A 23,829-nucleotide genomic window follows, 5' to 3' on the forward strand; every position below is an offset into this window, starting at 1 on the left:
AGGCCGATGAACATGCGCCGGACGACTGTGGACTTCCCGAGTCCAGGTTTTCCCAGGATGAAGGCCGAGGGATTGGAAATGAGCCGCGCGCGTTGGAACCAGCTGATCGGGTCACAGCAGACCGTGGCTTGGGTTTCTTCGTGGCGTCCCAGCGGGACCCCGATCATGGGTGAGGACGCACCGGAGGAGAACGGCCACAGGCCGCAGACCTGAACGGTGGTTCCGCGGTATTCCTTCACGGAGGGGACGAGCTGGGCCATGCCACCGCCGCGGCCGGGCCAGCCACGGGCGCCGGGGCCGGCCTCACGGGGCTGCTTCTCAGCCTTCTTTGGTGCAGCCTTCACCGCAGTAGTGCTGTGCTTGGAGGAACGGGCGAAGAGCTTCATCTGGGCCATTACAGAGCATCCTTAATCTCGGACGGGACCATGCTGTGCTTCGGCAGCACCAGACCCAAGGGCAGGGACGCGGCGAACGCGGTGTCCTGGGAGCCATAGGCCCGGCGCAACAGCACTCTGGCGGTGCCGGAGGTCTGCTCCACAGCGGCGACGGCATCAGCGAGCCGTTCCCGATCCGTCACGGTGGCCGTGACGACCAGACCGAAGTTCACCAAGCCGGCACCTTGCGCTTCTTCCTGCGCGGTTTGGGCCGCCGAGCGGGCATCGACCAAGGCCCGGGCTGAGGGGCGGTTGCCTGAGGTGATGCGGACGTTGGCGTTGTTCTGATCCCGTTCGACCACAGCAGCAGCCCGGGCCGAATCCATCGGACGGTACAGCAACGAGACTCGTTTGCGGTCAATGTCCCCGTGAGGGGCCAGCAGCCGGGACAGGACCGAGGAGTTCACCGAGCCACGCGGGGCACCGGTCATGGTCCAGGAGGCCGAGAACGCGGAATCATGCCGGTAGTCATCCCAGCTAGCCTGCGTCGCGGTGGGGCCAACCTCGCCCCAGCTCAGGGACACCGGAGAGCCAGCGGCATGGGCTTCATCAATGATCAGCGCGGCGGGCGGATCATAAGCGATCCTCACGACCTCGCACAGCTCCTGTGCGGACATAGGCCGGGCAATCCCGGCCCCGGTGGACTGCAGCCGTGCGGACAGACCCGGGATCCTGGAGGCGAGGTCGCGGGCAACATCCTCCGGGGTCCGCTTCTTCGCCCCGGTGCGGATGGCTGAGTTGAACGTCAAGGACACCCAAGCCCGGACCGTTGCCGAGCCTTCCGGGTAGGTCTCCACCACCTCGTCCATTACATTCCTTGCGAACTCGGGTGCATCCGGATCAATGTTCATGAGCACTTCGTTCCGCAGCCGGTACCCCGAATCAGGGGCGGTCTCTACCGTCACCGCTGCGGCGTCCAGGCCAGCTTCATCGGCCAGCCCGGCGAGCCAGCCGCCCCAGTTCGCGACCCACGCATCAACCTGCTCGGGGTCAACCAAGGATGCCCCGTCAGGTTCGGTGGAGAAGATCACGGTGAAGTGGCTCGTCGTTGGGACGTGGAGCATGGCGAACGGGCGCTTGTAGGAGTCGGTGAACTCGTACAGGGTGGACTTCGCAGCCAAACCCGGGAGCTGGTACATGCCCCACTCTGTTACTCCCAGTGGACCGGAACGGTACAGGTTCGTGCCGGAGGACCGGGAGACCTTGAAGGCCATTCGGGTTCCGAAGCGGTCAACGATGGACTGGCCATGCTTGTCCTTGACTGTCAGCAGCAGAGCGCTGACACCGGCAAAGGCAAGAACGCCCAGGCCGACGAACAGGCCCCAAATAGCGAAGCTCACGATGCCGGCCAACAGCCCGGCGAACACGATAGCCGTGCCGATTGCTCCGAGGTTAGCCAGGCCGGCTGAGCGCGGTACGCGCCAGTTGCCATAGGACGGTTCTTTGTATTCGGTGCTAATTGCTGCCACTGGGTCCCTCCCCGGTTGAATCCTGCGCTGTCTTTTCGATTGCCTGTGACGTCCTGGACGCCAGCTGGGCTCCTGTAGCTACAGCCACGCCGGCCGGGCCAGCTGCTGCTGATCCCCCGCTAGCCGCTGCCCCTCCTGCGGTTCCTGCGCCGGCAGTACCTGCCTTGGCTGCTGCAACCGTGCCAGCAGCTCCACCCGGACCTGTAGTGCCTGGGGTGGGCTGTCCTCCTCCGCCTCGCGGACCGGACGTTCCATCGCTGCCCTTAGGAACATTGGTGGTCTGTGTGCTCTGGTTATTCGATGTGCTTGTTGAGGATGCGGGAGTGGGTGAAGCGTTACCCCTTCCGCTGCCCCCACGACCAAGGGACACCGCGCCTGTGGCAAGGGCCCCAACAGCTGCCCCAGCCCCGGCACCGCCTCCGGAGGCAACCGCACCAACCATTGGGGTTACGAATCGCATCAACGCCGGGAGCGCGAAGAGTGCCACAACCATCAAGGTGAAACCCGTGATCGAAGAAATCAGTGCGTCTTTATTTCCGCTCTTGCCCATGAGTAGAAAAGCAACGGAGTAGACGATGGCGGCGGCTGGCTTGTAGAGGATGAAAGCGATGGTCCAACCCACAGCTTTTTGAAACCACTGCCGGCCCATCTCGGTATTAGTGAACGCTGCCGTGGTGGGCAGAATGCCCGCCAGAATCACCAACATGCCGCTACGGACCACCATGAGCACGACTTGGACGAGGGACGCAATTAGACCGATTAGCCCCAGAACGATGAGGATAAAGACCCCTACGCCGGTCTGGTTCGCCACTACTAGAAGTTTGAGGGATTCTGCGAATCCCTTCCCGTCAGTGGATCGCTTGATGATCGCCTCTGAGAAGGCATCGGCTGCGATTACCAGAATGGAGATGACGCCCAGCCCTAAGCCCGACACCAAGGTCAGTGTCAGCAGTGAGCGGAGCAGGTCTTTCAGCGGTGCCCCGCGCTGCTCCCAGATCAGTCGGATACCGCCAATAATGACGGCCAGGACGGCCAGAGCTAGTGTCCACGGCATCAACTCGCTGTTGAGCGCGGAAACGACGGGGCTTGCCTTCGACCCGTCTGAGGTAGTCAGGTTTGCCGTGGGCATGGAGACCCAGAAGGTCGACAGCGTGGTCACCATCTGGCTCATGCCCTCCATGATGGCCTTGGCGAGGTTGTTGATGGCGTCATCCGTTATCCCGGCAACAACTTCACCGGCCCCTTCCTTGGCCTGGCAGGCTAGGTCCCATATTTCGCATGCCATGTCAGACCCCAGCCCAAGGGATGAATGAACTCAGGTCACTGACCTGTCGGACCGTTCCTCCGCCAGCAGCCGGCATGTCCAGTTTCCAATCGCCGTCCTCCCAGAGCAGTGATGTTGAGAGAGCGCCGTATCCGCCATCGGCGGTCTTGAAAGCCAACTCCACGACTGCGGCTGTTGGTGTGTACGAGTGCATGACGAACCCGGCGATTTGGAGCTTGGGCGAGCTTCCCCCGCCGACGTCCTTGCCTTCATTGATGGCTTTTACCGCTTTGTCCCGAGTTGGGCTGTCGGCAGCAAGATCCAGATAAACCTGTTTTGCGGAGCCGTTGAATGAAGCAGCCCAGATGTTCGCGGTGGCGTAGAGGGCCCCTGTAGGGGACTGCGCGAAGCACGACCTCAGGCCGTCCTTGCCCACAGTTCCCGGCCCGGCAGTTGTTGGATCAGTCGGAACGGCCATGGTTCCCACCAGCTCCCACTTGGACTTCGGCGCGGCGCCGAGCGCTGTTTCGTTGCTGGCAGGCAGCCCGCACACGCTCTTGCCAGTCCCGGCGGAGAGACTGGGACTGGCCGAGGCGAAAGTGTCCGGATTTGACGGGGCTGGTTGGGCATTTTCCTGTCCTTTGGGGATCAGGAAAATCACGACGGCTGCTGCGATCAACGCGACCACCAGCGCGGCCGCAATGATGAAACCGGGTTTGGTGAACGGATTGGCCTCGGTGGTGGTGCTATCTGTTGACTGGCTCAAGGTGAACCTCCCGTTGTTGGTGCTGGCTTAGACGAAAGCGCGGACGATACCGGCAGCGCCGGTGATGATGATGCAGCCGAGCAGGACCCAACCGAGCTTGGCGATTGACTGGGCGCCTTCGCCGCGCTGGAGCTGGATGACCATAGTGATGCCGACGATGATCACGCCCAAGACTCCGAGGACAAGGCCGATACCGGAAGCCCAGTTGAGGACGGTGAGCAGCCCCCCTGCTTGCGGGGGAACGACGGGCGTGGGGTTGGGGATGACGCTGGTAGTGATTGCGGTGATCGAGTTCATGGTGAGAGACCTTTCAGTGGGTGGTGCTTGGGTTGGTTTCGGTAGCCAGGGCGGCTACGTCGGTGATGAAGCGCTGGTATTCGCGGGCCGTAGGTGTCGTGGTTGAGTCTCCGTGACGCCATGCGTCGACCCAGGGAAGGGTCCAGAGCCGGGGCGCTCCCCCGCCGACGATGGTGGTGAAGTCGCGGAGTGCTTTGGGTGTCTTTCCCGGCGCGTCCGCGAGGATGGCGAGGCCAAGCAGATCGACAGCAGGTGCGGCTCCTGACGCCCATTGCGTCAGGGCGCTTTGAGCGGTGGTGAGCCCGCGCATGTCAGCCCGGCAGACCAGCAGTACGCGGGGTTTACTGCCGTCCCGCAGAACGGGCCAGCAGTGACCGGTGGGGCGTGCCCCGTCAAGCAGGTCAGCGGTGCGGCTTTCGCCGGCTCCACCATGGCTACCGACAACCCACAACGCTGCGGTGCCCGTCATGGTGCGGTTGGCCAGACGGTCTGCGGTGTCGGGTTCGACCATGCCCTTGAGCGGTGTGCTGATCACGGCCGCCGGCGGGACATGCACCTCGAGCGCTTCTTCTTCGGTGCTCTCGTCCGGGGTAGTGATCCAAGGGTTCAGGGACAGTTGCATGGTTCCTCCTTTCTTCGGTTCGGTGTGGATGGGTTAGAAGCCTTTGGCGACGGCGGCCGCCGCCGCGAGCCAGTCCCGCTGGGTAGCGGGCTGGAGGGCTTCGTAGCGGATGGGCCCGTTCACCAGGGCGGGGTCGTAAGGGATGCGGACGACGGCGCGGACAAACGGCTCGAAGCCGTCCGCGATCCGTTGCGCCTCGGCTTTGGCCCGTTTCAGGGCGTCGCCGGTCATGCTGCGCTTGGCGTCGGTGGATTCGGAGACGATCACGACGGCGTTGCGTGCCAGCTCGGCGTCGTGACCGCCACGGGATTCGAGGGTCTGCAGGGTCAGCCGGGCGGCTTCCGCGCGGTCTTCAATGGCGGTGACAGGGACGACGAGCTGGTTGGTGTGGTCGATCATCCGCCGCCAGTTGGCGGCCCGGGCGGTGTTGCCGGAGTCCATGACCACCAGCCGGTAGTACCGAGTGAGGACCTGGTGGGCGATGTCCACTTCCTCTGCGGTGACTTCGTGGTCGCCTTCTTCGTTTTCGTCCGAGCGCAGCACGTCGAACTTGTCGGCGGTCTGGTGGTGGACGAACTTGGCGATCTCGGCCGCGTTCGTGGATGGGGACAGCAGCTCGGTGGAGGAATCGATCAGGTCCAGGACGCTGCGGTCGTGGGCGCCCTTTTCGGTCCGCCATCCCAGGGTGCCCTGGGATTCGTTGTTGTCCCAGGCCACCGTTGCTGCCCCGCTGTAGCGGGCAAGGATCGCCGAGAGCATCACCACCGTGGGCGTCTTGTTGGCCCCGCCCTTGCGGTTGACCACCGCGATGGTCCGCGGGCCGGGCCAGTGCTGGCTGACGGTGCGGATGTCTTCACGCTCGGACAGTTCCTCTTCTGAGGGGTTCATCCGGAAGCCCAGGCGGGTAAGCGCCCCCCGCCAGCCCTGCGTAGCCGGCTCCAGCATCGGGGCGCTGACCAGGAAGGAGGTCTCCTTCAAACTGCGTCGGGTGGCCGGCGCATCGGCTGCAACAGCCTGCGGTGCCTCATCGTCGGCCGGAGCCACATCCTCTGCCAACGCCGTCTCCACGGCAAGGGGCGGCCAGGGCTGACGTTCCACCGCCGGCTGGGCGGCTTCAGGCTTCACCGCAGGCGTTGGCGCGGGAGTGGTGTCGCTGGCTACGACGACGGCCGCAGCAGGTGTGCTGGCGGGTGCGGCAGTTCTGCGGCGGGCGGGCCGGGGCTCGTAGGAGACGGATTCGACTTTGCCGTCCGGGTGGACGATCAATTCACCGTGGCCTTCGGGATCCTCGATGCGGACTCGAACGGGGCGCTGCAGCGTCTTGGCTTCTGCCACGACAAGTGCCAGGGCGTTGTCGCGCAGGTCCTGCAGCGTCTCCCCTGCCGGGACGACGCGGGAGTTGCCGGCAACGCTGACCTCGGCGGTGCCGTTCTCGCTGATGATGGCCTGGATGTTCGGGAAGGCCAGGACCTCTGTTGATGTGGTGCTCATGAAACCTGATTCCTTACGTTGACGGGGTTAGTGAGGCGCGCTTAGGACGCGGGCGGGGTGACCCGGTTGACCTTCCACGGGGCCTCCGGGCCGGTGCGTAGCAGTTGCAAGGTGTAAGTGCCGGCGTCGGTGGGCACGGCTGCCACGACGCCGTAGCCGTTGGCTTCATCGACCGTCAGCGTCGCGGGGCCGGTGACGCGGGTGGCGGGGATATTGGCGGGATCTACGGCTGAGTAATCGGCGGTGGCCTGGGGCGTGAGCCAGCGGGCGAGGTCGTTGGCCCACTGTTTGTCCTCCACGCCCGGGCGGGCGAAGTCCGCCATGGCCGTCTGGGCGGTGTCTACGGCGGCGTCCTTGCTGGCCTGGTCCCAGCTGATGCCAATGGTGGGCGGCACGGTGCCGTCGGGGGCCTGCGGGCCGCTGCCCGCGCTCAGGGAGACTGGTGCAGAGGCTGTGGCGGCCGTGCTGGTCGCCGGGGCCGGAGTGGTGTTCGCTGCCGGTGCGCACGCCGTGCACAGCAGGACCATCGCGGCCAGTGGCAGGGATTTTTTCACTTCTTCTCCTCTTGGGTGGGCAGGTACAGGAAGGCTGACGGCGCCGTGTTGCTGACCGTCCGGGTGTAGTAGTTGTGGTCATCTGGTGGCGGGTTGCCGTTGTAGCCCTCTTCGACGTAGGTCCCGTTGTCCTTGACTTCCTTGACGACGGCGACATGTCCAAAGGTCGGGTCCGCTCCCCCGGCACCGGGTGCGTACCAAACGACCGCACCAGCCCGGGGCGTGGTGCCGGTGGCCCAGCCCTTGGCATCCCAGCCGGCCTTCCAAGTCAGAGCGGACCCGAGTCCCTGTCCGTCGGGGCGGAAGGTGCCGTTGAGGAACTTGAACGGGGCGCTGGTGGACCCCATCTGCTGGTTGACCCGCCAGAGAGCGAAGTCCACGCATTCGCGGTAGAACATGCCCAACGGCGACGCCGCCGCCGGGCCCGTTCCTGCCTGCATCCAGGTCGGTGAGTTCTTCCATGGGTAGTCATCCCCGGCACCGGGCTGCCCAGGAATCGCGCAGCCGCTGCCCTCCAACGAGAACTTGCCGTCAGAGAGTGCCTGAACGAGCCTCACTGCCTCGGGCCAATACTTCTGATAGTGGTACGGGTCTGCGTTGCGCTGGACCTTGTTGCCGGCAATGGTCGGCTCCAGCAGTTCCCAGCCATCCACCTTCTGCAGGGCCTTGATGAAGTTGGTCGCGCTGATGGTCGGGTCCATCCGGTCCGAGTAGGAGCCCCAGGCGCCATTCCCGCGCTGCTGGAAGAGTCCCCGGGAATCCGGCCCGGCGGCGTCGCCGCGGTCGAGAACACGCAGCCCAGACTCTCCCAAGGCGACCATGACGCTGATCATCTGACCCTTCGCGGGCAACTTCAGTGCCTTGCCAGCACCCATGATCGCGGCAGCGTTCTTCAACTGATCCTGGGAGTAACCAGCGACCTTGGTGTTGGCATCAGCCGACACCGAAACTGCCGGGCCGCAATCGGCCGCGGCAGGTTTGGCCGGAGTGAGGAGCAACAGGATCGAGAAGACCGGGCCAAGGACGAGCGTAGGAACGATGACGGCCGCTCCAACCGTGGCGGTGTTTCGCTGCACCAGCCTGTCCCCCGTCCCCCAAGAAAGTGGGACGTCGATCCGTGTCCCGAAAGCATTACGGATCAAATTTACCACGGTACGGTGCAGATGCACCGCAATTAAAAAGATGCAGTGCGCTAGCATCCGTGCCATATTGATGCAAGTCACGAGCCGCACACAGGTTTTGGTCCGGAGGACGTGAAATCAGTGCGCGATAGAATGGCGCGAGGTCCAACGTCGATGCTAGGGAGCTATGTCCGAAGAAAAAGTGGCCCCCTCGGAGCTGCGATACCTGTTTCTCGCCCTCTCAAAGGAGTGGGAGCGGTCGATTTTGGAGCACGCTGAGGCTCATGATCTGACCAGTGCACAGGTAGAGATACTTCTGGTGCTCAACGAATCCGGCCCTTACTCCATGCAGGACTTGGGCCAGATGCTGCTCCTCAACCGAGACCCATTCAGGTCAGTCGATTCATTAGTCGCCAAGGGTTTGGTTGAGCGTGGATCGGGTGAAGACAAGCGGAAGGTACTTTGGTCCCTCACGGCCGCCGGCGCCGAAGCCGCGGCAGACATCGTCGCGGCGGATCTGTCCCTTCTGCAGAATTTCGTAGGAGACCTCCCTACGGAGAGCACTGCCAAATTGGTAAACCTACTCCGGTCACTCCAGGGAAAGGTGCCCACCTTGGGAGTCCTGGAACAACGTTTCTCTGCGCAGCAGAGCTCCATGCAAGAGGTCCTCGCTGCAGCATCCTCTACCGACCTTCAGATCAATCGTTCTCCTATTGTCGCTTCGCGCCTCCGCCAAACCCTCGAGCTGAAAAACGCAGGAGAGGCCAGTGCCGCCTTTGCTAAATACAGCCCGCATCTGGCCGAACGGGGCATCGAATTGCCGTTCCGGAACTGGGTTGGGCTCCTCGAAAATGGTGGTCCTGTAAGCCTTCACGTGCTCGGTGAACTTTCGGATGTCCTGACTGGTAATCGCGACTATTTGTCCACTGATGACGAGAAAGTGCTGAAGGACGTGGAGAACCATATGCGGGCTGAAAATGCCTTGCTTTTGGCTGGCGTTACGGGTTTTGGGGGACGAGGTGCTTTGGACGCCGGCGCACTGCACGCACTTGCCGAACTAGTCCAAAAAAGACTGAACGACGGTGCTTGAGCGAAGCTACGAGGGCATTCCAGTGCCCCTTTCCCGCAAATCCAGGGCGCTGACGACTCGGGCTTTGTCGGAACTTCAGCTGGAACCGGGAATGCTTGCCCAGGACGTGGTCGATGCCGTTGCGACCGTCCTAGGAAAACCTATCTTTCTTGAACAAACCGTAGACGAGAGGTTCAAGAAGACCACCGGAAGCTTCGCGCTGACTCCGGATTTTGCGCTCATTGTCTTCCGTGGGATCGACCCTCAGGCCTACCAGATGCACAGTCTCTTCCACGAGCTGGGTCACCTCCTTTGCCGCCATAGAGAGTGCAGCCGGCCCGGCACGCAGCTCGAAACAGAGACCCTGGAGTTAGTGCTCTGGAGCGACGCGGAACGAGAAGCGGAGTTCCTCGCTTTCAAAATCGCTTCTCTTATCAGCCGTAAGTCCCGGAGCCTTCAGGCCTTCGGATGATGAGGGAACTCGCAACTCTCATGCTCTACTTGACCGGGTTGATTCTCGTGCTCCGGGCGCCATACGCGCTAGGTGTCAGAGCATCCCGTCCTGGATGGCTTGCAGGTACGTGTGGACTGATCGCCATAATTTGCCTGGGATTCGTTGTTCCCGTCCCGACGCTTGATGCGGTCATGGGATCAATGGGCTACTGGAACCTGCTGGGGGCAACGTCTACGACACTGGCCTTCCACTTCATGTATCGAGCCATTCTCATCCACACGTCCAAGGATTCGCCACCCTACTATCGCAGGGTTCTCGGGCTTGGCATCATCACCTACTCCGTCGCGTTCACCATGATCGCAGGCGAGCAGAAACGCTTCACCTCCGTAGAGGCGTTCATCTCAGCGCTCATAAGGCAGCCGTGGACGGCCCTCTACCTGTCCGCATACCTATCGCTTGTGGCGATCATTGCTGCTCTTTCGCTCGCTGCAATTCTGAACTCTGCCAATCGATCGAAGATCTTCGTAATTGGCTTTTCTCTGGTCGTACTGGGGAACGCTGTAGACGTCGTCCTGCTCTGGATGCAGCATTTCAATGTTGTCAGCGTGGCACTCTCGACCCTGCTCTATTCGGTGTACGTGGGCGCCTTCTTCTCGGGCGCAATCCTGCTCTGCGTGGGCTTTCTAAGGGGCTCTGTGCGGTCTCTCCGTGAATTCTGCACATTCCTTGTTTACGCGCTGCGTCTCCGCCGGATCCTCGGACGAGCGGGTCAGGACAAACGTCCGCTCCTGGACGTGGCTAGACAGCCAAAAATTGCCTGCTACCAGATGCTCATCCACTTGCGGGATCTAGTGACACTCAAAGGCTTTGTACTGAACACCCTTGAGGTAAGCCTGACCCACAAGGCCGACGCACTTCTAATTGACTCCACGATCAAGTCTTCGACGTAAGGATCTCTGTACATGACTCCCAACCCTTGGCTGGTCTCTGCGGCATCCCTCGCCGCCCTTCTGCTTCCGATCGCCGCGACGGCAGCGCTTGGAAAAAAGATGACGGCATGGAAAGACCCGAAGGTACTAGACCTACGGATATCGGAGGACCGCAGCACCGTCGTGTTGAACGCGGATTCAAAAACGCTAGCGCCGGGCACCTATGGGATCGTCATGCCAGACACGCACCTCGTCGTCGGCGAGGTTTTGCGGCATGATGCAGGCCTTGGTGAGGTAACTAGGGAGATATTGCGCTGGACTGGCACCCTGGATACTGGAGCTGCTCGGGGAAGCTGGACCGGCCAGACATTCTCATCCCCCGAAGAACTGCACCTCAACTTTGAAGAAGTGCAGCTCGTTCCGCGGGGACTCCCCGCGTGGGTCTTCCATCCTGCCAACCCATCGCCTGACGCATGGGCTATTCACGTCCACGGCCTGCGATCATCCCGACAATCCATGCTTCGGAGCGTAGAGTCCGCCACGCGGCTGGGCCTAACCTCGATTGTCCCGTCCTACTACGGAGACGCAGAGAACCACGCCGAGGGCCAGGTGAGCCACTACGGTCGCATGGAGGCGGAAGATGTGGAAAAGGCACTCACCTACGCGGTGGAACGTGGGGCAAAAGCGGTCTATCTTTTTGGCTGGTCAATGGGAGCAACCATCTCGTTGCTACTTTCAGAAACGTCCGCCAACCAGCAGGTCATAGCCGGGTTGGTGCTGGTATCGCCGGGCCCGAACACAGAAGCTGTCATTTTCGAGAATGCCCGCACGGCAGGTCTCCCCCGGGCCGTCGCAAAGGTGGTGCCGCGCATCCTTTCAACACCCGCCGTCAGCCGGCTCGCCTCCCTGAACAAGCCGGTTAACTTCGAGACGCTTAACTGGACCAACCCCGTTGGACGCCTGCACGTCCCTGCCCTGGTACTCCACTCGCGAGGCGATACAGAGGTCCCCTTCGAGCTATCGGCCCAATTCGCCAAGAGCAACCCTGAAACCGTCACGCTCATAGAATTTCCACCAGTCCCCCACCAATGCGAGTGGAATTCAGCTCCGGCGCGATTCGAGGAGGAAATCGCCACGTGGATTATGGATCGCGAGGCGCAGCGTGCTGAGAGACTCAGAGAAGCATCGAGTGGGATGCAAGCGCACCCTACCGAATGTCGATAAAGTGCAGATGCACTACTATTGGCAATGTGCTGTACGTCATCGATCCAAGCTCTCGGAATCCAGCTAAAGGCCTAAGAGCGACACGCCGCAGAGGTTCCCACTTAATTCAATCTGATTCATGTTGGGTATGAGAAGTAACTTCGGTCCTGGGGAGGGAAAATGGCACAGCGAAGCAAGGGCGAACGCCACGTGATCACAGCACGGCTGCCTATCTCCGATGCAGAGAAACTCGCGGCCGTTGTGGACGCGACCAAGGAAAGTCGGAGCGATCTAATCGCAAGGCTTGTCCACGCTCATCTGAAGACCGTAGATCTCGACCAGCTTCGCCACCACCAGGAGGCTTTGCCTATCGCGAAGGCCAGTTAAGAGTTGAAGGCCCGCACAAGGCGGGCCTTCACTAAGAATCCGTTCAGATCTGCGTTTCCTGGCAGTTACTCGATCTGAACTTTTGAAGCTCCCTCTCGCGAGGAGGCTCCCTTTGTCACACCCTCCCAAAGAAAGGTATTGCCCCAATGGTACAGCCCTACCCATGGGCGTCAACAACGACGCGGCCGGAACGTGTTGGTGAACCGTCGCCGGTTGAGGCATGGGCGCTGGCACCCCTGATCGCTGGGCAGCCCACTTACCGGACTGGTCGGTGGATCGCTTCCAGGTTCCAGTACCCGCGGCCGGCAACTCCTCCCGCCATCACGAAATCGCTGCCCGAGCGGCCTGCAGCAGTGATGATTCACGGTGCGGATGGGTCGGTGGCCACGCTTTGCATCGACCTGGATACCTCCAAAGCACTGAAGAGCGTCGTGGACTCAGACGCCGCACGGCTCAGGAAGCTTCTTGACGACGCCAACGTCGTTTACGTGGAGGACTTCTCCCCCAGCGGCGGCAGGCACCTCTACATTCCCCTCCAACAACGGCTCACGGCCGGCAAGGCCCGCGAGCTCATCGAAGCCCTCGGCCTTCTCGCCGCAAGCCTTGACCCGAGCCCCCACCAGAACATCACCGACGGATGCATCCGCGTCCCTGGCTCACGGCATAAGACTGGCGGCCACCAGACCCTCGCCACTCCCCTGGCTAACGCCTACGCCACACTCCGCGTCCGCAACTCGCCAGGCGCCATAACAGCACTTCGCGCCGCCCTTGCCCCCGAATTGGCTCGCAACAAGGCCATCCACCGGCGCCAGGCCAAAGCAGCAACGATAGCCAGGACTACTGGCGCCCAAATCTCCATGACCGGCGGCAGCGAGAGCCCCCTGCGCCGGATTGCACGCACCGGGCTCTACGACACTGCCAAGTACGCGAGCCCCTCAGAGGCCCGCCTGGGCGTACTGAACCACTTCGCTGCCTGCGGCTGGTCACTGCAAGACGTAGAAAACGAACTCAGCGGCCAGTTCCCCGGCCTGGCAGCCCTGTACGGCACGCAAGCCAACCAAGCGAGGCTCCTCTCCTTCGAATGGGCCAAAGCCCAGGCCTACACCAACGCCGGCAGCACCCAAAAACGCAGGTCCCGAGAAACCGGGAAAAACAATGCCCTTATTAACAACACAAGCCCCACTAAACCCACAGGGGGGGGCACCGACCGCAGCTCTGCTTCAATCCATCAACTCGTGAACGACTTGGAAAACGTCCTGCACGCCGTACTGGACCACCGCCTATCAGCCAGGGGTCGCGAAGGACTCAGCCTCAGACTCTTGATCCGCGGTCTGCTGGGCTACTTGCGGGCGAAAGAAACAGATTTCCTCGACGTTGGTTGCCGGACGCTTGCGGTCGCCATGGGAAAACACCACGTCACCATTGCCCGGTTGTTGCCGGTGCTGGCCCAGGCTTCAGACGGGATCCTCACCAAGGTCGCTCACGCCCGCCACAAGACCGCAGACGTCTACCTCATCCAGTTGCCCCAGCACTACCAACAACTAGCGAGGGAGCTGACATGGCGCAAAGGACGCATTCATGCTGTGCGCCCCGTCTTCCGCCACCTGGGGGATGTTGCTGCTCTCGTATACGAGGCCATTGAACGGGGCCGCCACTCCCCCACAACCGCAGACATTGTGCGCGCCACAAGCATCAGCCGAAACGCTGTGTCAACGGCACTGGCTGCTATGGAAGCTCTCGGCATGATCCGGCGCGACCACGGACAGTGGAAGACCGTGGCGGTCAACCTCACCAATTTGGCCGCCCGGCTGGGGGTCCTGGAGGACTACCAGAGCCAGATCAGCCGCAACCGGTTTGAACGCGCCGCCTGGCATGCTTACCTCGACCGGTTCCTTACGAAGCACCTCGAGGAACAAGACCTGTACGACCCTGAGCGGGACGAGTACTGGCTGCCGCCTGGCGAGTCGCACATTTGGGACGCTGCATAGGCACCAGAGAGCCGCACCAAGCACTTGGAAAGGCATTATAAGGGGCCTGCGGCGGCGGCCACGCTAGTCCGCTACACGCCCGGGGAAACCTACGGCCTGGGTGTGGCCGGGGGCAGTGTTCTGAGGGCGCAGAAACAAGTCGCTATGGCCGAACTTCAAGGGCATACGGGGACGCATGATTCCACTTGCAGAGATTGTTTGTGTTCCGAAACAAGTAAAGCTTGCTTCGCAATACATTACAGCGAAGCAAGCCAAGCAAGCCAAGCAAGCGGAGCTTGTTTGACTGTCTCTACTTTTTAAAGAAGTGAAAAAAGTAGAGACACGGTAGCCAGCTTCACAAGTGAAACAAGTAATGCTGTTTACGCTTGGAACACTTGTGAAAGGGAGGATCGATGAAACACGATGTGGACCGTGGAGCGCTCAGCAGGGTTATCGCGGTAATCAACGGTAAGGGCGGCGTCTTCAAGACAAGCCTTGTGGCCAATGTGGGTGGGCTCCTCGCGGAGGCTGGCTCCCGCGTGCTCCTCGTGGATCTTGATCCCCAGGGCAACCTTGCGGAGGACCTGGGCTACTCCGACCAAGGGGACGGCGGCAGGAGCCTGGCAGCCGCACTCTGCTTCGGTGCCGAGCCAACCCTACTGACGAGCATCCGACCCAACCTGGACGTTATCTCCGGCGGACCCGAGCTCGACGATGCAGCGGCATTTCTTGGAGCGAAGGCTCAAAAGGACCGCGACGCGGCCCACCTGGCCCTGGCAAAAATGCTTGCAGCCGTGGCGGGGGAGTACGACCTCGTCCTACTTGATTGCCCGCCCGGCAACGAGCCTCTGCAGGCAGCGGCTGTCGCTGCCGCACGCTACGCACTGGTCCCGCTAAAAACAGATATGTCCAGCCGTAAAGGTGTCGCCGCAGTGGCAGCACGCATGGACAGCGTGGTGGGACTTAACCCATCACTCGACCTCCTGGGTGTTGTCCTGGTAGGAACCGGAACCAACTCCAAACAGGTCCACAAGGTCACCCGTGATCACCTCATTGCAGACTTCGGCACCGACGAAGTGCTATTCCCAATGACCATCCGCCACGCAGAAGCAACTGCCCAGGCCTGCAGAGAACGCGGCATACTGGCCCACGAACTTGAACGGGAGCTCAGCAAAGCTCCGAAATGGTGGGAGGTTCTTCGCGGAGAAGCCAAGGCCACGCACGCAGGCCCCAAATCTGCGTCCAGCGTCGCAGAAGACCTGCATGCCGTCGCCATGGAAGTAACGCGGCGCGTAGCCGCCACGGAATCACAGGAGGTCAGCGCATGAGCGCCGCCCAAAGCTCCAGCCGTCCAGCACTCGGCCTACCGCCTCGCCCGACGGCAGCACCCCCCACGACCGATGCACCGCTAGCCAGAATGCTGCCGGGCCGCCGGCAAGACTCGGCCGCGAAGAAGGAAGAAGCCAGGGACGCTGAGACGGCGCCCATGACCGTAAGCATCCCCACCGCCATTCGCAACCGCGCCAAAGCCGCCTACAAGGCGACCAGCTACGTCGAGGGGGATAACACCTGGGCCCATTTCGTTGCGAAAGCCATCGAAGCGGAAACCCTGCGGCGGGAAGCCGAACACAACCAGGGCAAGATGTATCCGGCGTGGGGAGAGAAGCTGCCAGGAGGCAGGAAGCTCAAAGACAGCTAACTGAAACCGTAATGACGCGGTTTGAATGAGTGAAGGATGGCGGAGTGAGTAAGTACCCGAACAATCCGTACTGGGATCATGAGTGGGATGTGCCCGTCACGCTGTACACCCAAGGCAATTGGGACGAAGCCGAGGAAGGCGGGTTCATCACGGTTGAGCACGTGCTCGAACGCGCCGAACGAATGCTCCTACATGCGCTGGGAACAAAGGGGCCCGCGGCATATGACGAAGAAGGCTTCTTCCTCTCTCTGGTATCCGACAGCACCCCCGAGGAGTTTGGGGTCAAGCTTGTGGTTCATTCGAATGACCACGACCCTCCGCATTGCCATGTCAAGTTCCAGGGCATCCTGTATGACAAGCTGCGGATCGACCTCACCACAGGGGAATTTTTGGATAACCCGCCCTCCGAAATTCGCGGGAAAGACATGAAGCAGATGAAGGCCGTTTTTATGAAGTACGAGGAAAAACTGACTGAATTTTGGGAGAAGCGCGCCCACGAAGGGGCGACGAACGCCGAGCCGTAATCGGTGGACATTGAGCATCTCCGGGAACCAGGGCCTCGGAAGAGTTCCTTGTGCTGGTTTGGGAGGGCAAGGCCCGTTGTGGACGTCAGGAGTCTCTGGGCGTCGGCAGGGTGCCTTTGTCGAACGCTCCAGTGCGTCGGGCAGCGAAGGAGATCATTTCCCGCACGTGAGAAATCATCGATAAAAGCTCGTCGGGCGTCAACGACAACTGACCGTCCCCGTATCGTGCCGCAGCTCTTTCCTTGTGCAACTGATCCAGGATGGTCGGGTGGTTAGCCGGGACATTTTTGAGCTCCGCCCATGCGTCTAGCCATTTAGCCCGTCTCCAGTGTTGCTTGGTTGTGGAGTTGGTGCCAAACATCTGTGCATGGACAGAGAGCTCGGCAGCCGAGTACAGGTTGTCGACCGCGGGCCGGGGTGACAACTTCAAACATGCCTCAGCTGCAGTGACGTATTCGCTTGCCAATCCGAGAACCTGACTGGCGCGTTCTTTGTTGTAGCGCAAATCGAATTGGATGAATCCTTGGCCGCGGAGGACGGCATAGGCGATCCATCCGTTGTTTGGATCGATGTTGGCGGGCTCGAGTCCTTCAATCTCGGCGACATCGTCCTCGGTGACAGGCTCCCCAGCTTGGATGTCCCTTGTAGCTCGAATTGAGCCGATAAGTTCTGCTTCCTCGTTGATGGCTACCACCGGAACTTGAGCCTGATCTGGGCTGAACGTCACCAAGGCCTTGCGTATTGATGATCGATCCACAGGGAGCCCCCGGCGCTCCAGCTCAGGCTCGACCCACAGACAGAAAATCTGTTCGAGCAAATTAGCAGCGAAGTCAGGGTGGGCTTCTAATTCTCGATCCTCCATACCTCCAAGAATGCCTGAAGAAGCCAACTAACTCTCACATGCCTTTGCCGTCGGCCCGGCACGAACCTCCGTCATGGCAGAGCTAAGGCCGAAGGTCCAGGATGACTAAGTACGGCTTCAATAACGACCGTTTCTGACCTAGGCTCGGCAAGCCTTCAAGAAATCCGGAAAAGCGCCCCTATTGTTGGTCAAAACTTGTTTTCGAAATGAATGCTGGTCAAAACTGTAGACGGAGGATTTTTGACGTGTCTGGCAACGTGATTGGGTACGCCAGGGTAAGCACTCGGGGGCAGTCACTGGATTCTCAGGTGGATGCACTCGTGGCTGCCGGGGCCGTGCGCGTGTTTCAGGAGTACGCGTCCGGGGCTACCCAGGCAAGGACGCGATGGAGGGAATGCTTGGACTACCTGCAGCCGGGGAACGTTCTGACTGTTGCTGACCTGACCAGGTTGGGCCGCAGCACTGCGGACTTGGCCGACATTGTGACCGTGCTCGGACAGCGGGGGATAGGGTTCCGTTCTCTCGCGGAACCGTGGTTAGACACGACAAGCGCGCATGGAAAGCTCATCTTCGATATGTTCGCTTCGCTTGCCGAGTATGAACGATCGCGGCTGTCTGAACGGACAAAGGCCGGCCTAGCGGCAGCGAAGGCTCGCGGACGGAGCGGTGGCCGCCCTCGAACCATGACCCCGGCCAAGACAGAGGCGGCAAGGCTGCTGCGCAGCCAGGGGAAGACCTTAAAGGAGACAGCTCAGACCCTCAGCGTCAGCGTTTCTTCACTGACCCGTGCTCTTAGTCGCAGTGATGTACCGAAAGTCGTCGGCGTAGCTGTCTAGATCTCTTCGAGTTGTGGATTAGCTTCTGGGACATCCACATTACGAAGGACGGCGCCTACTCGAGCTGCAGGGCCCGATGGTTCAAGATCACGAGAAGAAGTTAGCGAGCGTACTGCTGGTGCACCTCGTGTACCAAGCGCACAAGCGCCTCTAATTTATCGTCTTCCGTTGGCTTCTTGGGCATCTTCCCGAGTTCGGCCGCTAGCTTATAGAAACCCGCACCTTCATCGTTTGATCCCTGATGAGTCACGAGAGCAGAGAGCATAACGCCATGCTCCTTGTTGGTCTTAAGTGATATTTCCCCGAGCAGCCGCCCAATGGCCGCACGCTCCGACACGTGGGCATAGTCGAATGTCCGGTATCCCGTCTGCTCGAAGATCGCATGGTTCAAGGAGCTGTAGTCCGTCATGCTGCGCTGCTCGGCGACAGAGATCAGAAAGCGCTCTCCTGCTTCGCGCATCTCTTCCCACTCGTCGCTGGTACGACCATAGATACTGCCGGCATTCGTCATGTAGACCCCAATTCAGTTCAATGACCCATCCATCCTGTCGCGCCGACCGAGCGTTCCACAACTAAGGAAGTGGGACGGCCACTCACTGTGAGCGTTTAATCAGAATGAGTAGCGGTGCTGCATCTTGCAAAGGCAGGGAGCGAGTCGGACGGAGTTTCTAAAGTCATGACTGTGCTCCGACAACGCTTGGGCTGGCTGGCTCTGCGTGTGCTGGCCGTATCTTCCGCGAACGGCATAGGGCCGAGTCCGCGCGGCTCACCTTGTTGTTTTTCGCCCTGCAGGTCAACTGCCTGTAACGACCCGGGAAGCCGCGAACCTTGGATCACTTGCTGGCGTTGGTCTCTGTCCTTGGAGTAAGGCGCCGCGCTTTGTAGTAGTGCTTTCGGTGGTCCAGTACTGGGAAAGGTTTGGCCTTCGGCCCCAGGCGCTGGAGCTGATTGAAGATTTGGAGTACTGCGCTGTGATGCAAGAGTGGCGGGTCAGTAAGGTGCACCAGGTCACTGGATGGGTCCTCGAGCAGCTGCTTCAGGTGTTCCTCGAACTTGGTGTAGTTCCAGTTCGGGTCGGCGGTGTCCTCCACGGTCACTGCGTATTGGTCCATGTAATTGATGGCTGCTAGCTCGCGTGAGTTGGACCGGAGGAATTCAGCGAGGATGATGTTCCGTGGCCGGCGAATGGTGTGTCCGCCGACCGCGCTGACAAAGTCTCGTTGGATTCTCCAGTACCCATGGTGCTTCGAGTCGAACGGGTTGCTATGTCCTGCGACAGTGACCTCTGCATGGATCGTCAGCTCTCGGAGTGATGGATCCTTGTCGAACTCTGCATCGAGGATGGACCAGTAGTCGAACAGCAGTGTCCTTCGATCATAGGGTTCGAGTCGGAAGTAGTCCTCTGGCCGCGCGTCCGATCCCCCATATCCTTCGAGAAGGAAGGATCGCGGCGTGATGATCGAGTGATTCGCCCGGTTAAGCCCCTCGATACGTAGGCCGACGCCTGTTACCGTCACGCCCGTACGGCCTGGATTTTCGATGATGATCTGCGCGAGCTCTACTGACGGTTCCGGGGATTCGTTGAGGAAGAACTTGCCCTTTTCGCTCCGTTCCAACCTGCCGGTGCCAGCGTAGGGAAAATAGGCGGCAGCGTTCATCTGGACTTGGACTCTGCCACCCGAGTCCTTGTGTATGCGCCACGTGGTCCACGCCGCAACGCATGCCACCAGGAGTGCTAAGCCGGCGATCATGTCAGTGGGGGAGAGGTCCATGCCCTTTATCCTTCCATCCAGCCGGTGCTTGGCCACTCACTCCCCTTCCGCCACTGCCTGTCCCATATTCCAAGGAAGTGGAACACCCCGGGGCCAGGCCGGAAGTCGCTGCTCGGAACGTTGCCTCAGTGATGGTGCGTGTGACGCCAAGCCGGTGTCAGCCCTTACTGAGATGCTTGGTGGGTGAGCTCACATCAGCAGGAACCCTACCCTTCGGCCGGTAGCTTTCAGGAAGTTTTTTCCTCGCTTTTCCAAGAGGCTGCAGCACCGGAGGCTGCTATTCGACTTACGCATAAAAACCTCCAGGAAGCGATTGCAGGGGCGCTGTCTGGTGCCAAGGCATACAACCTAGCGGATGAGTGCGTTCGCTTCGGCCTTGAACCTCAGACTGCTGAGGAAATTGATCCCATGTCCGGCAAGTTCCGCTATGTACAACGACGGCTGGGCTCCCAAACAATGGAGCAGCTCGTTGACTTGGGCTACGTCGTGAATGAGGACTATCCGAGTGTCGATCTAGAGCAGCTTCTCGCCTTGGCCGGGGTGCGCGGAGTGGCGGGCGAAATGAGGAACTTGATCTTCGCAGCCAACGGACCGAAGCCGAAGCTAGTGCTGCGCGACGCGGTGAGCAACGTAATTGAGATCACCAAAAATGGGGAGTACTGCCTGGTCTACGACAGGCCCCTGTCCACAGCCGGTTTGACGTGGCGGGAGCTCGTGGCTTGGAGGGCCCAGTCTGATTCATTGGACGAAGAGGCGGAACTGATCGCTGCTAGAGAACTTTACTGGCGCCTCAAAGAGTCCCTGGACGGAAACGAGGCCGAACAATTCCTCTTCGATGAGTACTGCAAGCTGTACAAAAGCGAAGGCTTCGGTACGGCGGCCCTTATTCCACAGGTTTACCTCCACTACGACCCGTACACAAAGTCGTTCGGCGGCACACTGCCCCGGCAGCGAATGGATTTTCTTTTGCTCCTACCTAATCGACGCAGGGTGGTCATCGAACTTGATGGGATTCAACACTATGCAGACCAGGCTCGGCGCGCGAGTCCGGAGTTATACGCACGAATGGTGGCCGAGGACCGCAAACTGAAACTCGCCGGCTACGAGGTTTACCGGTTCGGTGGTCAGGAGTTTGTAGATAGGAAGCGGGCGGCCACCCTACTCAGGGAGTTTTTCACGGAGTTACTGCACCGGAATGCCTAGCACCTGTGATTATCGGACTAAGTCCAGGGCCGCGTCATTTTTAGAGCGCGCAGGCTCCACGTGGGGTTTAATGCTCATGGGAATTATCGGCCCTCTGGGAGGCATCATGAATGGCAAGGTGGCCGCATTGGCTGTCGTGGCAGCAACTGCGTTTATGCTAGGCGGCTGCTCCTCGGCGCAGCCGGACGCACCGGCAAGCACTGAGCCTCTGAGTTCACCTGCGACCACTATGGACGGTACTCCCACCGCCGAGGCCCCGCAGGACGCGGTGGTATATACACCACCGCCCCTCCCGTCTTCCCCGGAGGCGTACGCGGTGGCTCCGGGGGTTAGCCCTGCCGCCATAAAAGCTTGCGCAGCCCTAGACGTTGCCGCGGAGGTTTACGCTGCAATTGGGAAGTCGACACTGTCCGCAGACAGCACAACAGGGCATTCAGCAGGCGGGCTGCTCTGCTCTTTCACCACCGATGGGCACGCGCCAGGCACACCCAACTTCCTTGCGCTCTCCACCAGTAAGAAACCGACCTACAGCTACGAGATGCTGGCCAAGGATTCGCAGCCAGGGTGGGTGAGACAGGACATTTCCGGCCTCGGTGATGCGGCGCGCTTCTACGAATCCGGACCAACGGGGGAGCAGGCAAGCCACATGCTGTATTCCCGGAAGGGGACGCAGCTGGTCAGCGTCCTAGCGAAGTTCACCAGCGTCCCAGCCACGGCCGATCTTTCCGTTCATCGATACGGCGCTATCGTCACCAAGGCCTATTCGTCAAAGTAAGCGTCCCACTCCCAAGGAAGTGGGACGGCACCCAAACCGATCAGGCTGGAGCCGTCCCACTGTAGCGAGGCCTTAGCTTCTGATTACAGCTTCGGGCCCGACCGCCGAACCAACAACACACTTACAGCTGTGCCAAGACCTAGACTCAACCAGCCGAATTCCGGCGTCAGAGTGTTTCCAAGTGCAGCAAGTGCAGCACCGGGCAACAGCTGGAGAATCAGGGTGACGTAGTCCTTGGGCCTCAATTTGTAAAAAATCCGACCAGATTTCTGCGTTCTGCGGATGTAAATCCCGAGGCCAATGAGAGTAACCCCCACGATCGCAATGAACGCCGTCAGCCTGATCAGTAGGCCTATCTCATTGGGTCCGACCGGGCCGGTGGTCTGATAGACGTAGATCGCACTACCTACTGCGACAGCCGAAATGAAGATGCCCATGAAAAAGGGTGGCCAGGGACTAACCGTGTCCTCTTTTTCGATTGGATGCGCTCTCTCTGCACTGTCCGCTGGCGTATTCATTTTGATGCTCCATTCCGGGCGCACTTTGCTCCCCCAGAGTAGAGAGTAGCGGCGAGGCGAAGCCCCAGAGCAAAGCCGTGCCGATTCCAAGGAAGTGAGACACCTTCAGCGGCTCCTGAAGTGCGCGTCTCGATATTGTTTGTGAGTGAACATTTTCAACGTGCAGCCCCGCCCTCGTGTGCTCTTTGAGACCCCGCCCCAAGAGGTGCTGACAAAAGAATTGTTGGAGCTCGTACCAACGTTCAAGGTCATAACCACCACCGAGAAGGTGGATGAAGACGAATACGACATTTTGGTAACGTTCGCGTCCAGCGCCCGCCGTCGTGCAGAGCATCTGCACGTACTCTCGTTTGGAGCGGTCGTAGCGGGAGGCTTCGTTGAGGACTCAAAGGATTACTCATTCAGTCGGGACGTTTCCACCCTGGCTAATGAGTTGGCCATCCCAAAGGATGTCCCGCCGACTCTGGCGACGCTCTTGAAAACAACAGTGATTCCCAACGTGCCTGAGGGAAAAAAAGAGGCGTGGCGCCTTGTAGAGATGATGCCTTCTTATCGGGCAACAATCGCAGAGGGTGGCAACCTTGCGTCACGGTGCGTTCCCCTTGTTCACGTAGGAGCCAAACAATCCGTCTATGCGCTGCTTACCCACCGCGGCGGAAAGCTGAATTTGGTTTTGCCCGCAGAAACGCAGCAGCACATCGCTTGGCTGAGGCTCTTTCTAGACCTGGTTGGCGATGTTGATTCGGATAGTGTGCCCCCAGACCTTGAATGGAAAACAAGCGATCGATGGTCCCCTCCCGAAGTCAGTAAGCATGTAGGTGACCTGCAGGCAGTGAGGCAGGCTCATGATGAAGCTCTTAGGGAGTTCGAGCGGCGTGAGCAGGAGATACAAGCCCGGCTAGAGGAATCGACGCGCTTGGCGGACGAAGGAACCCGCCGGATTCTCACTAGTGACGGCGACGAACTAGTCAAGGCTGTAACCACAGTTCTGGAAGACCTTGGGTTCAAAGTCAGAGACATGGACGATCACCACGACGAACGAACCGGAGCGAAGCTTGAAGACCTTCGCGTCGAAGACCCGTCGGAAGCTGACTGGCTGACTCTCGTGGAAGTGAAGGGGTACGCGAAGGGTGCGAAGGTGAATGACGTCCCTCAAATCACAGGCCGGCCGGCAGTGGCCTATACCAAGGAAACCGGACAGGAGCCCCCTGCCGTCTGGCATATCGTCAATGCCTGGCGGGGCACTAACCCCTCGACTCGTGTCCAGGCCATTCCCAACGATGACGATCTGCGGCCGCTCACCGAGGCCGGAGGAGCACTCATAGATACACGGGACCTCTATGAAGCGTGGAGGGATGTATCCGCGGGTAAAGCGGACGCTGAGACAGTCCGAACAAGCCTCAGAGACGCGAGGAACCGTTGGCGATGGGCGCCTGAGAGCTGAACGCGTGCCACATCCAAGGAACTGGTACAGCGTGGGGCCCTAAGTCGTGGAGGACGTCAAGGCCGACCCTGTGAAAGGCCCAAGTAGCGACGCAGTCGGGTACGACGGCGAGGTGTCCGCGGTGGATGGCTGTCCAGATGAAATTGAAGTTGAACCCGGTCAACTCCGT

At 60.4% G+C, this 23,829-nt stretch carries 24 protein-coding genes and 1 pseudogene; 12 read left to right on the top strand and 13 right to left on the bottom strand.

Annotated features, from left to right (window positions below; genetic code table 11):
• From OVA06_RS19335 to OVA06_RS19375, 9 genes and pseudogenes are all read right to left on the bottom strand, one after another.
• Positions 1 to 395: pseudogene (locus tag OVA06_RS19335) on the bottom strand (ATP/GTP-binding protein); the annotation flags it as partial.
• Positions 395 to 1,903, bottom strand: a complete 1,509-nt coding sequence (locus tag OVA06_RS19340; RefSeq protein ID WP_268160903.1) for an SCO6880 family protein — start codon at positions 1,901 to 1,903, stop codon at positions 395 to 397. The gene OVA06_RS19340 and the pseudogene OVA06_RS19335, both read right to left, overlap by 1 nt.
• Entirely contained in the window at positions 1,890 to 3,188 is a 1,299-nt protein-coding gene (locus OVA06_RS19345; protein ID WP_268160904.1) for a hypothetical protein, read from the bottom strand. Before OVA06_RS19345 ends, OVA06_RS19340 begins: the two co-directional genes overlap by 14 nt.
• A gap of 1 nt (position 3,189) precedes the next feature.
• Entirely contained in the window at positions 3,190 to 3,933 is a 744-nt protein-coding gene (locus tag OVA06_RS19350) for a hypothetical protein (RefSeq protein WP_268160905.1), read from the bottom strand.
• A 27-nt stretch (positions 3,934 to 3,960) separates the two neighbouring features.
• Positions 3,961 to 4,230: a hypothetical protein gene (locus tag OVA06_RS19355; protein WP_231456049.1), complete on the bottom strand. Its 270-nt coding sequence runs from the start codon at positions 4,228 to 4,230 to the stop codon at positions 3,961 to 3,963.
• A gap of 13 nt (positions 4,231 to 4,243) precedes the next feature.
• Complete coding sequence (locus tag OVA06_RS19360) at positions 4,244 to 4,852, bottom strand: DUF6668 family protein (protein ID WP_268160908.1); 609 nt, start codon at positions 4,850 to 4,852, stop codon at positions 4,244 to 4,246.
• Positions 4,853 to 4,885: 33 nt separating this feature from the next.
• Positions 4,886 to 6,343 carry a chromosome partitioning protein ParA gene (locus tag OVA06_RS19365; RefSeq protein WP_268160910.1) on the bottom strand — a complete coding sequence of 486 codons (1,458 nt, stop codon included), beginning with the start codon at positions 6,341 to 6,343 and terminating at the stop codon, positions 4,886 to 4,888.
• 41 nt (positions 6,344 to 6,384) lie between these two features.
• Positions 6,385 to 6,897, bottom strand: coding sequence for a hypothetical protein (locus OVA06_RS19370; protein WP_268160912.1), 513 nt, complete (start codon positions 6,895 to 6,897; stop codon positions 6,385 to 6,387).
• Entirely contained in the window at positions 6,894 to 7,973 is a 1,080-nt protein-coding gene (locus OVA06_RS19375) for a CHAP domain-containing protein (protein ID WP_268160914.1), read from the bottom strand. Before OVA06_RS19375 ends, OVA06_RS19370 begins: the two co-directional genes overlap by 4 nt.
• Positions 7,974 to 8,205: 232 nt before the next feature.
• Between OVA06_RS19375 and OVA06_RS19380 the strand changes: the two genes are divergently transcribed.
• From OVA06_RS19380 to OVA06_RS19415, 8 genes are all read left to right on the top strand, one after another.
• Positions 8,206 to 9,108, top strand: coding sequence for a MarR family winged helix-turn-helix transcriptional regulator (locus OVA06_RS19380; RefSeq protein ID WP_268160916.1), 903 nt, complete (start codon positions 8,206 to 8,208; stop codon positions 9,106 to 9,108).
• Positions 9,109 to 9,199: 91 nt separating this feature from the next.
• Positions 9,200 to 9,559, top strand: coding sequence for a hypothetical protein (locus OVA06_RS19385; protein WP_268160918.1), 360 nt, complete (start codon positions 9,200 to 9,202; stop codon positions 9,557 to 9,559).
• Positions 9,556 to 10,491, top strand: coding sequence for a hypothetical protein (locus OVA06_RS19390; RefSeq protein WP_268160920.1), 936 nt, complete (start codon positions 9,556 to 9,558; stop codon positions 10,489 to 10,491). The genes OVA06_RS19385 and OVA06_RS19390 overlap by 4 nt, the downstream gene beginning before the upstream one ends.
• Before the next feature lie 12 nt (positions 10,492 to 10,503).
• Positions 10,504 to 11,694, top strand: a complete 1,191-nt coding sequence (locus OVA06_RS19395; protein WP_268160922.1) for an alpha/beta hydrolase — start codon at positions 10,504 to 10,506, stop codon at positions 11,692 to 11,694.
• Between the two features lie 746 nt (positions 11,695 to 12,440).
• Positions 12,441 to 14,048: a hypothetical protein gene (locus OVA06_RS19400; RefSeq protein ID WP_268160924.1), complete on the top strand. Its 1,608-nt coding sequence runs from the start codon at positions 12,441 to 12,443 to the stop codon at positions 14,046 to 14,048.
• 392 nt (positions 14,049 to 14,440) lie between these two features.
• Positions 14,441 to 15,355, top strand: a complete 915-nt coding sequence (locus tag OVA06_RS19405; protein ID WP_268160926.1) for a ParA family protein — start codon at positions 14,441 to 14,443, stop codon at positions 15,353 to 15,355.
• Positions 15,356 to 15,513: 158 nt separating this feature from the next.
• Positions 15,514 to 15,726, top strand: coding sequence for a ParB family protein (locus OVA06_RS19410; RefSeq protein ID WP_268160928.1), 213 nt, complete (start codon positions 15,514 to 15,516; stop codon positions 15,724 to 15,726).
• A 44-nt stretch (positions 15,727 to 15,770) separates the two neighbouring features.
• On the top strand, positions 15,771 to 16,250 hold the full coding sequence (locus tag OVA06_RS19415) for a DUF4160 domain-containing protein (protein ID WP_268160930.1): 480 nt from the start codon (positions 15,771 to 15,773) through the stop codon (positions 16,248 to 16,250).
• An 85-nt stretch (positions 16,251 to 16,335) separates the two neighbouring features.
• Here OVA06_RS19415 and OVA06_RS19420 read toward each other — a convergent pair whose 3' ends face one another.
• A complete protein-coding gene (locus tag OVA06_RS19420) occupies positions 16,336 to 17,112 on the bottom strand; it encodes a hypothetical protein (RefSeq protein WP_268160932.1) in 777 nt (258 codons plus the stop codon).
• Between the two features lie 245 nt (positions 17,113 to 17,357).
• Between OVA06_RS19420 and OVA06_RS19425 the strand changes: the two genes are divergently transcribed.
• Entirely contained in the window at positions 17,358 to 17,948 is a 591-nt protein-coding gene (locus OVA06_RS19425) for a recombinase family protein (RefSeq protein WP_268160934.1), read from the top strand.
• 100 nt (positions 17,949 to 18,048) lie between these two features.
• Here OVA06_RS19425 and OVA06_RS19430 read toward each other — a convergent pair whose 3' ends face one another.
• Both OVA06_RS19430 and OVA06_RS19435 read right to left on the bottom strand, forming a co-directional pair.
• The gene (locus OVA06_RS19430; protein WP_268160936.1) at positions 18,049 to 18,459 is read right to left on the bottom strand and encodes a hypothetical protein; all 411 of its coding nucleotides are present in this window, start codon (positions 18,457 to 18,459) and stop codon (positions 18,049 to 18,051) included.
• Positions 18,460 to 18,781: 322 nt separating this feature from the next.
• A complete protein-coding gene (locus tag OVA06_RS19435) occupies positions 18,782 to 19,756 on the bottom strand; it encodes a hypothetical protein (protein ID WP_268160938.1) in 975 nt (324 codons plus the stop codon).
• A 147-nt stretch (positions 19,757 to 19,903) separates the two neighbouring features.
• Here OVA06_RS19435 and OVA06_RS19440 point away from each other — a divergent pair, with 147 nt between their 5' ends.
• Positions 19,904 to 20,923 (top strand): hypothetical protein, encoded by a 1,020-nt coding sequence (locus OVA06_RS19440; protein ID WP_268160940.1) that lies wholly within the window; start codon positions 19,904 to 19,906, stop codon positions 20,921 to 20,923.
• 538 nt (positions 20,924 to 21,461) lie between these two features.
• A complete protein-coding gene (locus tag OVA06_RS19445; RefSeq protein WP_268160942.1) occupies positions 21,462 to 21,698 on the top strand; it encodes a hypothetical protein in 237 nt (78 codons plus the stop codon).
• Between the two features lie 83 nt (positions 21,699 to 21,781).
• On the opposite strand, the gene OVA06_RS19450 is transcribed toward OVA06_RS19445, so the two are convergent.
• Positions 21,782 to 22,216 (bottom strand): hypothetical protein, encoded by a 435-nt coding sequence (locus OVA06_RS19450; RefSeq protein WP_268160944.1) that lies wholly within the window; start codon positions 22,214 to 22,216, stop codon positions 21,782 to 21,784.
• A gap of 145 nt (positions 22,217 to 22,361) precedes the next feature.
• Between OVA06_RS19450 and OVA06_RS19455 the strand changes: the two genes are divergently transcribed.
• Complete coding sequence (locus tag OVA06_RS19455; RefSeq protein ID WP_268160945.1) at positions 22,362 to 23,660, top strand: hypothetical protein; 1,299 nt, start codon at positions 22,362 to 22,364, stop codon at positions 23,658 to 23,660.
• The last annotated feature ends 169 nt before the right edge of the window (positions 23,661 to 23,829 follow it).

The organism is Pseudarthrobacter sp. SL88, from assembly GCF_026672455.1.
Lineage (GTDB): Bacteria > Actinomycetota > Actinomycetes > Actinomycetales > Micrococcaceae > Arthrobacter.

What these genes read in the sequence shown, in the direction of transcription:
- OVA06_RS19410 (WP_268160928.1), top strand. Translation starts at nt 15,514, where the DNA reads ATGACCGTAAGCATCCCCACCGCCATTCGCAACCGCGCCAAAGCCGCC.
- OVA06_RS19345 (WP_268160904.1), bottom strand. Translation starts at nt 3,188, where the DNA reads ATGGCATGCGAAATATGGGACCTAGCCTGCCAGGCCAAGGAAGGGGCC.
- OVA06_RS19385 (WP_268160918.1), top strand. Translation starts at nt 9,200, where the DNA reads ATGCTTGCCCAGGACGTGGTCGATGCCGTTGCGACCGTCCTAGGAAAA.
- OVA06_RS19365 (WP_268160910.1), bottom strand. Translation starts at nt 6,343, where the DNA reads ATGAGCACCACATCAACAGAGGTCCTGGCCTTCCCGAACATCCAGGCC.
- OVA06_RS19395 (WP_268160922.1), top strand. Translation starts at nt 10,504, where the DNA reads ATGACTCCCAACCCTTGGCTGGTCTCTGCGGCATCCCTCGCCGCCCTT.
- OVA06_RS19450 (WP_268160944.1), bottom strand. Translation starts at nt 22,216, where the DNA reads ATGAATACGCCAGCGGACAGTGCAGAGAGAGCGCATCCAATCGAAAAA.
- OVA06_RS19445 (WP_268160942.1), top strand. Translation starts at nt 21,462, where the DNA reads ATGCTGGCCAAGGATTCGCAGCCAGGGTGGGTGAGACAGGACATTTCC.
- OVA06_RS19430 (WP_268160936.1), bottom strand. Translation starts at nt 18,459, where the DNA reads ATGACGAATGCCGGCAGTATCTATGGTCGTACCAGCGACGAGTGGGAA.
- OVA06_RS19390 (WP_268160920.1), top strand. Translation starts at nt 9,556, where the DNA reads ATGATGAGGGAACTCGCAACTCTCATGCTCTACTTGACCGGGTTGATT.
- OVA06_RS19405 (WP_268160926.1), top strand. Translation starts at nt 14,441, where the DNA reads ATGAAACACGATGTGGACCGTGGAGCGCTCAGCAGGGTTATCGCGGTA.
- OVA06_RS19355 (WP_231456049.1), bottom strand. Translation starts at nt 4,230, where the DNA reads ATGAACTCGATCACCGCAATCACTACCAGCGTCATCCCCAACCCCACG.
- OVA06_RS19380 (WP_268160916.1), top strand. Translation starts at nt 8,206, where the DNA reads ATGTCCGAAGAAAAAGTGGCCCCCTCGGAGCTGCGATACCTGTTTCTC.
- OVA06_RS19360 (WP_268160908.1), bottom strand. Translation starts at nt 4,852, where the DNA reads ATGCAACTGTCCCTGAACCCTTGGATCACTACCCCGGACGAGAGCACC.
- OVA06_RS19420 (WP_268160932.1), bottom strand. Translation starts at nt 17,112, where the DNA reads ATGGAGGATCGAGAATTAGAAGCCCACCCTGACTTCGCTGCTAATTTG.